This window comes from Kerstersia gyiorum, assembly GCF_004216755.1.
GTDB classification, from domain to species: Bacteria; Pseudomonadota; Gammaproteobacteria; order Burkholderiales; family Burkholderiaceae_B; genus Kerstersia; species Kerstersia gyiorum.
Genome location: NZ_SGWZ01000004.1, coordinates 204,949 through 217,575, shown reverse-complemented (window position 1 = coordinate 217,575; position 12,627 = coordinate 204,949). Strand labels below are relative to the sequence as shown.

Genomic DNA, 12,627 nt, shown 5'->3' with positions numbered 1-12,627 from the left:
AGGAAACCACATGCAAGGGCTGAAAAATATATTCCGGTTGGGCGTCAAGGAGCTCTGGAGCCTGGCGCGCGATCCGATCATGCTGGTGCTGATCGTCTACACCTTCACCGTGTCGGTCTACTCTGCCGCCACCTCCATGCCGGAGAACCTCAACCACGCCTCCATCGCCGTTGTGGATGAAGATGATTCCCCATTGTCGGCACGCATTGCGTCAGCCTTCTACCCGCCGCAATTCACAGCGCCGGACATGATAGGACCGCAACAGATGGACGCCGCGCTGGACTCCGGGCAATACACCTTCGTCCTGGACATTCCGCCCAACTTCCAGCGTGATGTCCTGGCGGGCCTCAACCCCGAAGTACAGCTGAATGTCGATGCAACCCGCGTCAGCCAGGCCTTCACCGGCAGCAGCTATATCCAGCAGATCGTGCTGGCCGAGGTCAACGAGTTCCTACAGCGCTATCGCGGCGCCCAGGTCGCTCCGGTGGAGCTCGCGATGCGCATGCGCTTCAACCCGAGCCTCACACCGTCCTGGTTCGGCGCGCTGATGCAGATCATCAACAACGTCACCATGCTGTCCATCATCCTGACGGGTGCGGCGCTGATACGCGAGCGCGAGCATGGCACGGTGGAACACCTGCTGGTCATGCCCGTCACGCCCACGCAGATCATGCTGGCCAAGGTCTGGTCCATGGGACTGGTCGTGCTGGTGGCGGCTTCGCTTTCGCTGTTGTTGGTCGTCATGCAGTTGCTGAAGGTACCGGTGGAAGGGTCGGTACTGCTCTTCATTGCCGGCACCGCGCTGCACCTGTTCGCCACCACGTCCATGGGGATTTTCTTCGCCACTCTGGCGCGCAGCATGCCGCAGTTCGGCCTGCTGCTGATTCTGGCGCTGCTACCGCTGCAATTGCTTTCCGGCTCGATGACGCCACGTGAAAGCATGCCGCAGTTCGTGCAGGACATCATGTACTTCGCGCCCAACACCCACTATGTGGAACTGAGCCAGGCCATCCTGTTCCGGGGCGCCGGCCTGGATGTGGTCTGGCAGCCGTTCCTGGTGCTCTTCCTGATCGGTTGCGCACTGTTCGGGTTTTCGCTCAGCCGCTTCCGGAAAACCATTACCCGCATGGCCTGATACCGTCCCGTCTGTCTCTGCCCGGAGGTTTGCGGGCAGGCAGAAATGCAATACAGTGTTGATATAAGGATTATCCGAACTCTCGCCTGCCCGGCCCCAACACCGGCAGGTGTGCAGTCCGGATACCGGCGGTGCACCCAGGCTGGCTGGCCGGGATGCGCCACCACCATACCGGGGCAACTTCGGCACCGTATGGACAATGCTCTGCTTGACCTCGGCCAGCAGGCCGGGGCTTGCGCTTTGGCGCGTGGTCATTTTTCTGTTATGTCTCAATGAGGTCGAATCATGAGTGACGTTGCAATTCTCGCCGCATCCCGCACCGCCATCGGCGCCTTCCAGGGCGCCCTGGGCCATACCCCTGCCCATGAGCTCGGTGCAACGGTCATCCGGCACCTGCTCGCCAAGACCGGCATCCCTGCCGAAGCCATCGACGAAGTGATCCTCGGCCAGGTGCTCGCAGCCGGTTCGGGCCAGAACCCGGCACGCCAGTCCAGCATCCATGCCGGCCTGCCCGTCGAAACGCCCGCGCTGACCATCAACAAGGTGTGTGGCTCCGGCCTCAAGGCCGTGCACCTGGCCGCCCAGGCCATCCGCAGCGGCGACGCCGACCTGATCATCGCCGGCGGCCAGGAAAACATGAGCCTGTCGCCCTATGTGCTGCCCAAGGCGCGTACCGGCCTGCGCATGGCGCACGCCCAGCTGCTCGACAGCATGATCCAGGACGGCCTGTGGGACGCCTTCAATGACTACCACATGGGCATCACGGCGGAAAACCTGGTCGAGCGCTATGGCCTGACGCGTGAAGAGCTGGACCAGTTCTCCTACGAATCGCAGCAGAAAGCCGGCGCCGCCATCAAGGCCGGCCGCTTCAAGGACGAAATCGCTCCGGTCGAAATCCCGCAACGCAAGGGCGACCCCGTACGCATCGAAACCGATGAGCAGCCGCGCCCGGACACCAGCCTGGAAACGCTGGCCCGCCTGCGCCCTGCTTTCAAGAAAGACGGCACTGTCACCGCCGGCAATGCATCCACGCTGAACGACGGCGCCGCCGCCCTGTTGCTGGCCAGCGCCGAAAAAGCCAAGGAACTGGGCCTGCCCGTGCTGGGCTGGATCAAGTCCTACGCCAGTGCCGGAGTCGATCCCTCCGTCATGGGCCTGGGCCCGGTCCCGGCCACGCGCAAGACGCTGGAAAAGGCTGGCTGGAAACTGGAGGACCTCGACCTGATCGAAGCCAATGAAGCCTTTGCAGCACAATCGCTGGCCGTTGCCCGTGAACTGCAATGGGACAACAGCAAGGTCAACGTCAATGGCGGCGCCATTGCACTGGGCCACCCCATCGGCGCGTCGGGTGCGCGCATCCTGGTATCGCTGGTTCATGAAATGAACCGCCGCGATGCCAAGAAGGGCCTGGCCACCTTGTGCATCGGTGGCGGCCAGGGCGTGGCTATCGCCATTGAACGCTGATCCTGCCCTTTTGCTGGCCGCCGCATAGACACTATCCGGCGCGCCAGCCTGCCCTCTGCATCCAGTCGGTGCAAGGCAGTCGGCTCACGCCCCGGCGCCCGGACGCAAGTTTCCGGGCGCCGGGGCGTTTTTTATCGCAGGACCGCCCCAAGACCAATACGCCCCCGGGGGGCAGCAAGCCGAAGGCGCAGCGTGAGGAGAGCCTTTTTGATCGCAGGGCCGCCGCCCCAAGCTCCCCCTGGGCTGCAAGTGCACTGCATCCCAGGGATCAGATAAGTGTCCAACTTCCGGCGTGCCGTTCAAACGTGAGGGCTCTTTTTTTCCTGAACTGGCGCAAGTACGGATACTGGCTGCAGACGGGCACGAGACCCGCAGGCCCACCGGAGCTTTAAACTGGCCGATGGCCGAATGCTAGAATCGCGGCCATCGCCAGGGATCGCTTCGTCTCTCACGTTCCTAAAAATCTGCGGCAGCAAGCAGCGCTGGTGCCGTCCTGTGCGCTGGCCTGCAGCCCGGGCATCTGCCAACCTGAACGCCCCAAGCACCAACGCTGCTTGCCTGCCTACCGTTATTTCCGATGACCAGCATGCCTCCCTCCTCCAGCCACTCTGATGCCTCGCGGCCGCCGCGCCCGGCTCTGATCGCCTTGCTGGTCGCCGCCGTGATGTTCATGGAAAACCTGGACGGCACCATCATCGTGACGGCGCTCCCGCAGATGGCGCTCAGTTTCGGGGTTTCCGCCGTCGACCTGAATCTCGGTGTCAGCGCCTACCTCCTGACACTCGCCGTCTGTATTCCGCCCAGCGGCTGGCTGGCCGGCAGGCTGGGTGCACGCCGGGTATTCTGCTGCGCCATCGTTCTGTTCACCCTGGCCTCGCTGCTGTGCGCGCAAGCCGACAGCCTGCCGGAATTCGTCGCGATGCGCGTGCTGCAAGGCATGGGCGGCGCCCTCATGGTGCCGGTGGGACGGCTGGTCGTGCTCAGCCACACACCGAAGCAGCAACTGATTGCGGCCATCTCCATGATTACCTGGCCCGCGCTGATCGCGCCGGTCCTGGGACCGCCTCTTGGCGGCCTGTTCGCCACCTATGCCTCTTGGCGCTGGATTTTCTATATCAATCTACCCATCGGGCTGCTGGCCCTGCTGGCCGCCTGGCTGCTGATTCCCGGCATGCGCGCAGACCAGCCCCGCCCCTTTGATCTCATCGGCTTCCTGGGCAGCGGCCTGGCCTTGCTCGGGCTGCTTTATGGCATGGAACTGGCCGGTCTGGGCGCAGGAACCAGCGCTATCCTCGCCTATCTGGCTGGCGGTGCGCTACTGCTGGCGATCACGGTGCGCCATTTGCTGCACACCCGGCATCCGCTGGTCGATCTCGCCCCACTGCGTATTCCCACCTATGCAGTATCAGTACGTGGCGGCAGCTGCTTTCGCCTGGCCATCAATGCCTTGCCCTTCATCCTGCCGCTGATGTTCCAGCTGGGATTCGGCCTGAGCGCCGTGGAAGCAGGCATGCTGGTGCTGGCAGTATTTGCGGGTAACCTGTCCATGAAACTGTTCACGACGCGCCTGCTGCATCGGCATGGATTCAAACGCATCCTGGCCATCAATGGCATCCTGAACGTGCTCGCCTTGCTGGCCTGCGCGATGCTGACCCCTGCCACCCCCACGTTCGTGATCGTCGCCGTGCTGTTCGTCAGCGGCCTGTGCCGTTCCATGCAGTTCACGGCCATCAACACCCTGGCCTTTGCCGATGTGCCGGCGCCACAGATGGCGGCTGCCAATACCCTGGCCAGCACCATCCAGCAGATGGCGTTGGGCCTGGGTATCGCCTTTGGCGCAATCTGCATCCGCCTGGGCGAATGGTTGCAAAGCCGCCTGGCGCCTCAATTCCCGGCCTGGGAGCACGTCCCCGCACTGAGCTACCGCTTTGCGCTGGTGTGTGTCGCGCTGATCGCCGTCCTGGGAGTCGTCGATGTCATGCGCATGGCCGCCAGCAGCGGCGAACACTTGCGCCGCGCTCCAGGCGCCTGAGCCTATGCGGCCAGATGGCCGTATTGCCGGACAGCCTCACGGCCTTCACCCGGCAGCATGGGTCCAGGACCGGCTGCCAGCAGTTCGCCAAGCCATCAACGGAAAGCTTTTTCCTTGAGCGTCTTGAGTGCGTCGCGGGCAGCGGCCGCCTGCTCGAACTCCAGATTGCGGGCGTGTTCCAGCATCGCCTTTTCCAGGCGGCGGATTTCCTGCGCCAGGCTTTTTTCATCCTGGGGAATGCCGGTCATATCATAGGCAGGCGCGACGTCCAGTTCCTTGCTCGGCGCTACCACGCCGTCGATCAGTTCGCGCACCGCCTTGTGCACACCGCGCGGCTGTATGCCATGCTCGGCGTTATAGGCCACCTGGCGCGCCCGGCGGCGCTCTGTCTCGCCAATGGCGCGATGCATGGAGTCCGTCACCCGGTCGGCGTACAGGATGGCCTTGCCGTTCAGGTTGCGCGCCGCCCGGCCGATGGTCTGGATCAAGCTGCGCTCGGACCGCAGGAAACCTTCCTTGTCCGCATCCAGAATCGCCACCAACGACACTTCCGGAATATCCAGCCCTTCACGCAGCAGGTTGATGCCGACCAGCACGTCGAACACCCCCAGGCGCAGGTCCCGGATGATTTCCACCCGTTCGACCGTATCTATGTCCGAGTGGAGATAGCGTACCTTGACGCCGTTTTCCGTCAGGTACTCGGTCAGTTCCTCGGACATGCGCTTGGTCAGCGTGGTCACCAGGACGCGATCCCCCTGGTCCACGCGCAAGCGGATTTCCCCCAGCAGGTCGTCCACCTGCGTGATGGCCGGCCGCACCTCGACCACCGGGTCCACCAGGCCGGTGGGGCGTACCACCTGCTCGACCACGTTGTCCGACGACCCGTTCTCGTAGGGGCCGGGCGTGGCGGAAACGAAGACGCACTGGCGCATGCGCGCCTCGAACTCATCCATTTTCAACGGGCGGTTGTCCAGCGCCGAAGGCAGCCGGAAACCGTAGGTCACCAGCGTTTCCTTGCGTGAACGGTCACCCCGGTACATCCCGCCCAGCTGCCCCATCATGACGTGGCTTTCGTCGATGAACATCAGGGCATCTGCTGGCAGGTAGTCGATCAGCGTCGGCGGGGGATCGCCGGGCGCTGCACCGGACAAATGCCTGGAGTAGTTTTCGATCCCTTTGCAAAAGCCCAGCTCCTGCAGCATTTCCAGGTCGAAACGGGTGCGCTGCTCCAGCCGCTGCGCCTCGACCAGCTTGCCGTCCGCGACAAACAGCGCCAGGCGTTCCTTCAGTTCTTGCTTGATGGTTTCTATGGCTCGCAACACCGTTTCACGCGGCGTCACGTAATGCGACCCAGGGTAGACTGTAAAGCGCGGAATTTTCTGACGCACGCGCCCGGTCAGCGGATCGAACAGTTCCAGCGTTTCGACTTCGTCGTCAAACATGCTGACGCGCACGGCGAGCTCCGCGCTTTCCGCCGGAAAGATGTCTATCGTGTCGCCACGCACACGGAACACGCCCCGCGTGAATTCGGCGTCGTTGCGCGTGTACTGCATCGCCACCAGGCGCTCCAGCACTTCACGGCGGCCAATGCGATCGCCAGTGCGCAGGATCAGCACCATTGCATGGTAATCGCCCGGATTACCAATACCGTAGATACACGACACCGTGCCAACAATCACCGTATCACGGCGCTCCAGCAGGCTTTTGGTCGCCGACAGGCGCATCTGCTCGATGTGCTCGTTGATCGCCGAGTCTTTCTCGATGAAGAGATCCCGGGACGGCACATAGGCTTCGGGCTGGTAGTAATCGTAATAGGAAACGAAATACTCGACCGCATTGCGCGGGAAAAACTCGCGCATTTCCGCATACAGCTGGGCCGCCAGCGTTTTGTTGGGGGCTAACACCAATGCGGGCCGCCCCAGGCGGGCGATGACATTGGCCATGGTGTAGGTCTTGCCGGAGCCCGTCACACCCAGCAAAGTCTGGCGCATCAAGCCGTCGTTGGCGCCTTCGACCAGCGCCTCGATGGCGTTCGGCTGGTCGCCGGCCGGCGGATAGGGCTGGTGCAACAGGAACGGGCTACCGGGAAAACGCTGGAACACGCCCTCACCGCCGTGGGTCATCCCGCTGCTTTCATTGCCCTCACCATCGGGCCGCGTTGAAAAATCATCGGAAGAGGCCGCTGTGCTCATGCTAGACTTTTAAGTCGGGGAAAGCTCTACATTATCCCTGTCACGCATCACTGCGTCCATCTTCTCTACTCTCCCTTCCATCATGAGTTCACTTTTCGCATCCGTCGAAGTCGCACCGCGCGACCCAATCCTGGGTCTGAACGAACAGTTCGCAGCGGACACCCGTCCCAACAAGGCCAATCTTGGCGTTGGTGTGTATTACGACGACAAGGGCCGCCTGCCCCTGCTCAACTGCGTCAAGCAAGCCGAGGAAGCGCTGACCGCCAAGGCTGCCGCACGCGGCTACCTGCCCATCGACGGCCTGAGCGACTACAACAGCGGTGTACAGAAGCTGCTGTTTGGCCAAGATTCCCCGCTGCTGACATCCGGCCGCCTGGTCACGGTACAAGCCCTGGGCGGCACCGGTGCCCTCAAGGTCGGCGCCGATTTCCTGAAGGAATTGCTGCCTGACGCGCAAGTCGCCATCAGCGATCCCAGCTGGGAAAACCACCGCGCGCTGTTCACCCGCGCCGGCTTCCCTGTCGTGACCTACCGCTACTATGATCCGGCCACGCATGGCCTGGACTTCGAAGGCATGAAGGCCAGCCTGCGCGCCCTGCCGGCCCGCACCATCGTCGTGCTGCACGCGTGCTGCCACAATCCGACCGGTGTGGACCCCTCGCTGGCGCAATGGGACGAAATCGCCGAAATCGTCAAGGAAAAGAACCTGGTTCCCTTCCTCGACATCGCCTACCAGGGCTTTGGCGACGGTCTGGAGCAAGATGGCGCAGTCGTTCGCCTGTTTGCCGACAAGGGCCTGACGCTGTTCATCAGCTCTTCGTTCTCGAAATCGTTCTCGCTGTACGGCGAGCGCGTCGGCGCGCTGACCATGGTTGCCGCCAACAGCGACGAAGCCAAGGCCGTGCTGAGCCAGATCAAGCGCGTCATCCGCACCAACTACTCCAACCCACCCACGCATGGTGGCCGCGTCGTCGCTACCGTTCTGGGCGACTCCAAACTGTTTGCTGAGTGGGAACAGGAACTGACCGGCATGCGTGACCGCATCCGTGCCATGCGCGCCCAGCTCGTGGAAAAGCTGGCTGCGGCCGGCGTGCCCGGTGACTTCAGCTTCGTCAAGGCACAACGCGGCATGTTCTCCTATTCCGGCCTGACGGCCGACCAGGTCGAAAAGCTGCGCGTGGACCACGGCATCTACGCCGTGGGTAGCGGCCGCATCTGCGTTGCCGCCCTGAACAGCGGCAACATCGACGCCGTGGCCAACGCCATCGCTGCCGTCATCAAGGGCTGATCCCGCCCCTGCCACCTGGCCCACCTCCCGGTGCGTCCAGGTGGCGGCCGGTTTGCGCCCTGCGAGGCAGGCGCCGCACGGCGCCTGCCTCAGCCTGATGACGGGCGGTCGCGAAAACGACGGGCCGAGAAGGTCCATATCAAGCGGGCGGCATCCGGCCCTTCCGGGTCGCTGAATGCCTGTGCGGCAGCACCGCCACTCCAGGCATGCCCCAGGCCCTGGACCAGCGCCAGCGTCGCCACCAATCTTCCCGCACTTTTGTAATCCGTCAGGGTCATGGCCCGGCGCTTGCCACGCTGTACCTCGCGCGGCCTGCCTGCACGCGCGCCTGCCATGCCTGTCCACAGGCCGACGGCTGCCTGCGCATTGTTGCCCGATACGACCGCATCCAGGCTCCCCTGGATGACCAGCAAGGGCGGCCAGGCCTCCCTGGTATCCATGAGCGTCAGGTCCGGGGCTTCGTCAGGGGCCAGCTGGCCACGCATGGCGCGTGCCGCCGAGCGGCTGGAATCCGCCCATCCCGGCGCAATGCCCGAATGCATCGCAAGTGCAGCAAAACGCGCGGGATAGCGCACTGCCAGTAGGGCCGCCATACTGGCGCCGGCAGACAGCCCGGCGACCGCGACGCGGCTGCTGTCCGCGCCATGCAGCAAGCAAACCTGGTCTATCGCGCTCATGATCAGGGCCGCCTCTCCCTGGGCTCGCCCCGTACGGGTATCGAACCAGTTCCAACAACCCTGCATATTCGACAGGCGATCCTGCTCGGGGTACAGCACCAGGAAGCGCTCCCTTGCCGCGACCCGGTTCATTCTCGTGCTGGCCGCAAAAGACTGCGCATTCTGTCCGCAACCATGCAGCATGACCATCAAGGGCAGCCGCTCACCGGCGTGCGCGCCTGGCGGCCGGTATAGCTGGAAGCGGCGCATACCCGCCGGGCCGACCGCTATTCCCGAGATCCAGTCACCCGCACCTCCGGGCGCCTTGAATCCCGCCGTTACCGGCTGCCAGGCCTGGCGCGCTGCCTTTTCGCCGTTTTTCACGACCTGGCGAGTAAAAGCCGCCAGATTCCTGGAAATTATCTTGGCCAATGCCGGTTGGCGCCGTCGCCTGGCCATTCAGCCTCCGACTGCCGGCATGATTGAGCATCCTTGCCGGCCGCCCGGCAGAACGCTAGTACCTGCCAAAGCACTACAGACCAATGCAGCTGCTGTGTTCATCGTTGTTTCCATGAATGCCACCAACCCCGGATGCTTTCCAGCACGACGCCTTGTGCCGTACTGGCGCGGACCATGCCAGGCAAGCTGAGCGCCGCACACCGGACATGGTTCGGCGGTTTGCACTGGCCGGGAGAACGCTCAAACCAATGGCAGAATGCGTACCCGCAACCGATCATATCGGCGCTGGCCTTCATTCATGCTACAGCCTGTTGCTCTCGCGCTATTCATGGCCATCACGCCCATGCCACCATGCGCCCCCCAATCTACGCCGCCTTGTCACCCTGCCTTGCCATATTGCCTGCCATGCCTGCATGCACGCCCCACCTGTTGCGGCGCAATTGAACAACGGTGTTACCCCTGGCCGGCTACAGAAGCGTTTCGGCGCAGACCCGGCACTCGCCAGCCGAAGTTCATACCCGCCACCGCCAGCAGGATAGCCAGCGCCCCCGCCCATTGCAGCAGGCCCAACCGATGGTCGAAGACCCAGGCATCTACCATGACCGTCATGACAGGATAGATGAATGACAGCGCCCCCACCAAGGCAGTGGATATTTTCTGGAGGGCGCCATACAGCAAGGTGGACATGAAGCCTGTATGGACAAAGCCCAGCATGAGCAACAACCCCCAGGTACCGGCCGCATTGCTCCCGTGCGGAACGGCGGCAGCAGGCCAGAGCAATAGCAAGCCAGTACCCATCTGTATCAGTACGATCAAGTGTGGTGGCACATCGCGCAGGCGTTTCGTGATCGCTGCCGCCACCGCGTAGAAGAACGCAGCGGCCAGTGCCAGCCCGATTCCGGCCAGATAGGCCTGCGAATCGCCTTGCGCATGCTGGCCGCCGGCGACGATCAGCAACACACCGCAGAACGCCAGTGCCAGCCAGGCCAATTGGCGCAGCCTCAGCGACTCGCCAAAGAAAATTGCCCCCAGCGCCACCAGCATGAATGGCTGGGTATGGTAGGTAATCGTGGCCAGCGCGATGGATGAATAGGAATAGGCCGAAAAAAGGCAATACCAGTTGGCCACCAGCGCCACGCCCCCCAGCGCGGCCAGCGCCGCCTGGCCCCGGCCGGGCCAGGCACCTCGCAGCAGTCCCAGGACGATACAGGCCAGCAACATGGCCAGGCCGCCGAATGCGCAACGCCAGAACACCACTGTCATGACCGGCATGTCGGTTTCCAGTACCAACCAGCCTATCGTGCCGGAAATCACCATGGCCACGATCATTTCCACCACGCCGCTTGTCCGTCTATCCATCTCTTTTCCATGTATCGGCATGTCTGCAGCACCTCTCCAGTCTAGGGTGTGCCAGACCACCGTTCTATAAATAAAACAAGTGGACGATATAATGGACAAATATTCCAAGTTCGCCAAACTGAACAAACGTTCTGTAAAATGAACAAAAAGAGACTCCTCCAAGCCCGACAGGCCAGCCTGCCCATGCCCGAAAGGCCTCCTTCGGACCAGCCCTGTACAACACGCCGGCGCGGCGCATCACTAATCCAACAGCACGCACGGCAATACGTCATGGTCAAATAGCCTGGCTAGCCCGTTGAACAAGGATTCATGCATGCCTGAAGCGCCATTTTCTTCTCCGATCACTATTCTTTCCGCTTCGTTGCGACGCGAACGGGAACGCATGGGCCTGTCAGTTTCGGAACTGGCCAAGCGAGCGGGCGTAGCCAAATCCACGCTCTCGCAAATCGAAGCTGGCATCGGCAACCCTGGTCTCGAAACCCTTTGGTCGCTCGCCATGGCACTGGAAATCCAGGTAACGCGCCTGATTGCGCCCGCCAGGCCGCCGATACAGGTGCTGCGTGCCGGCGAAGGCATGGCCCTGGCATCGGAACAGGCCAACTATGTGGCAACCCTGCTGGCGGTTTGCCCGGCCGGCATGCAGCGCGATATGTACCGCCTGGTCGCGCAACCGGGCAAGCCCCGGGTGTCCATCCCCCACCCGTCCGGCACTGCCGAGCATGTTGTCATCTGCCATGGCCGCGCGCGCGTCGGCCCGCTCAACCAGACCGTGGAACTCGGCCCTGGCGACTACGCCAGCTATCCTGCGGATGAAACCCATATCTTCGAAGCGCTGGTTCCGGACACCAGTGCCGTCATGCTGATGGAACACCCCTGATTCCCGCGGCCACAAAACGCCGCAGGCGGGCGCGGCGTTGGCGCCAGCATGACTTGCCCCAGGTTCCGGGCAATACGCTGATTGCCGCCAGTGCCATTACACAGGGGTATCAGGCAGACAACGCACAGGAACTGCTGGCGTATGGAATACAGCCCAGGCCTGACAGTCAGACACAGGCTTGCGACAGGCTGTCGACGTAACGCGCCGAAAGAGGCTTCAGCACCCGGTGCAGTTCACTGAACACCCGCCGTGCGGCAATGCCGCGCCATTCGGCAGGCAACAGCTCCGGCGGCAGCCCCGGGTCCAGGAACGGCAGGCGCCGCCATTGCGTCACCATGGGCACATAGAGCCTGAACGCTTCGCGCAAGACATCCGGGTCTTCACGCACAGAACCCAGCCAGCGCTCGCTTTCCGGCCCGTAGGTTTGTACAAACGCCTCGTATTCGGCCTCAATGGCAGCCAGGTTCCACCACTGGGCCGTCTTGTCGCGCAAATCGCCAAACCCCACGGGTTCCGCAACGAAAAATTCGACATACGGCCACAGATCATGCTCGCGGATGTAAGCCTCGACCTCGGCCTGCATCCGAGCCGGAGCGATCCCAAGGCCTGGAGCCACATTGCCAAACCCCATGCGCGAGAGGCCCGCCCGTATTTTGTGACGTTTTTTCCGCTCACTTTCCGGCACGGAATAGGACACCAACAGCCAGGAATCCGCCAAGCGTGCCGTCTGAGGCGAAAAGATACGTTCATCGCCTGCCAGCATATGTGATTCAAGGCCATCGGATAGGGCATAGCCACTGGCGCCGCCCACCTTGCGGCTGATCAACACGCCTTTTTTCTTCAGACGGGAAATAGACGAACGCACACTGGCAGGCTCGTAGCCCAGTTCGGACAACAGGCGCACCAGGGCAGCAACAGGAATGGCCTTGCCTGCCGGCCGGCCATAGATACCGAACACCGTGACGACATAGCGATGGTGCGCGGGTTGCTCATGCCCGCCGGGCTCTCGACCCGCGATAATTTCGTCGATAGCGCTGGACACCCCAACTCCTTCCCAAGGTACTGACTCTGGTACCACCTATGCGAGTCCAAGGACGCAGCTGCAGCTCAACCTGCCCGCACCATCCCTCATCCATCATGTAAAAAACCCCAGTCGCCGGATTTT

9 protein-coding genes are annotated in these 12,627 nt (G+C 62.8%); 5 read left to right on the top strand and 4 right to left on the bottom strand.

Annotation, left to right across the window (positions count from 1 at the left end; translation table 11 throughout):
* The first annotated feature begins 10 nt into the window (after positions 1–10).
* From EV679_RS12895 to EV679_RS12885, 3 genes are all read left to right on the top strand, one after another.
* A complete protein-coding gene (locus tag EV679_RS12895) occupies positions 11–1,135 on the top strand; it encodes an ABC transporter permease (protein WP_068369941.1) in 1,125 nt (374 codons plus the stop codon).
* A 285-nt stretch (positions 1,136–1,420) separates the two neighbouring features.
* The gene (locus EV679_RS12890) at positions 1,421–2,599 is read left to right on the top strand and encodes an acetyl-CoA C-acetyltransferase (RefSeq protein WP_130487429.1); all 1,179 of its coding nucleotides are present in this window, start codon (positions 1,421–1,423) and stop codon (positions 2,597–2,599) included.
* Positions 2,600–3,185: 586 nt separating this feature from the next.
* Positions 3,186–4,631, top strand: a complete 1,446-nt coding sequence (locus tag EV679_RS12885; protein WP_068370113.1) for an MFS transporter — start codon at positions 3,186–3,188, stop codon at positions 4,629–4,631.
* Between the two features lie 95 nt (positions 4,632–4,726).
* Here EV679_RS12885 and uvrB read toward each other — a convergent pair whose 3' ends face one another.
* Complete coding sequence (uvrB, locus tag EV679_RS12880) at positions 4,727–6,754, bottom strand: excinuclease ABC subunit UvrB (RefSeq protein ID WP_130487428.1); 2,028 nt, start codon at positions 6,752–6,754, stop codon at positions 4,727–4,729.
* 151 nt (positions 6,755–6,905) lie between these two features.
* Between uvrB and EV679_RS12875 the strand changes: the two genes are divergently transcribed.
* Complete coding sequence (locus EV679_RS12875; protein WP_068369949.1) at positions 6,906–8,111, top strand: amino acid aminotransferase; 1,206 nt, start codon at positions 6,906–6,908, stop codon at positions 8,109–8,111.
* 89 nt (positions 8,112–8,200) lie between these two features.
* Here the strand turns inward: EV679_RS12875 and EV679_RS12870 are convergent, their stop codons facing one another.
* Both EV679_RS12870 and EV679_RS12865 read right to left on the bottom strand, forming a co-directional pair.
* Entirely contained in the window at positions 8,201–9,226 is a 1,026-nt protein-coding gene (locus EV679_RS12870; protein ID WP_130487427.1) for an extracellular catalytic domain type 1 short-chain-length polyhydroxyalkanoate depolymerase, read from the bottom strand.
* Positions 9,227–9,679: 453 nt separating this feature from the next.
* Entirely contained in the window at positions 9,680–10,585 is a 906-nt protein-coding gene (locus tag EV679_RS12865) for a DMT family transporter (RefSeq protein ID WP_068369954.1), read from the bottom strand.
* A 313-nt stretch (positions 10,586–10,898) separates the two neighbouring features.
* On the opposite strand from EV679_RS12865, the gene EV679_RS12860 reads away from it, so the two are divergent.
* The gene (locus tag EV679_RS12860; RefSeq protein WP_068369957.1) at positions 10,899–11,462 is read left to right on the top strand and encodes a helix-turn-helix domain-containing protein; all 564 of its coding nucleotides are present in this window, start codon (positions 10,899–10,901) and stop codon (positions 11,460–11,462) included.
* A gap of 166 nt (positions 11,463–11,628) precedes the next feature.
* Here the strand turns inward: EV679_RS12860 and EV679_RS12855 are convergent, their stop codons facing one another.
* Complete coding sequence (locus tag EV679_RS12855; RefSeq protein WP_083969545.1) at positions 11,629–12,504, bottom strand: PaaX family transcriptional regulator; 876 nt, start codon at positions 12,502–12,504, stop codon at positions 11,629–11,631.
* Positions 12,505–12,627 lie beyond the last annotated feature (123 nt).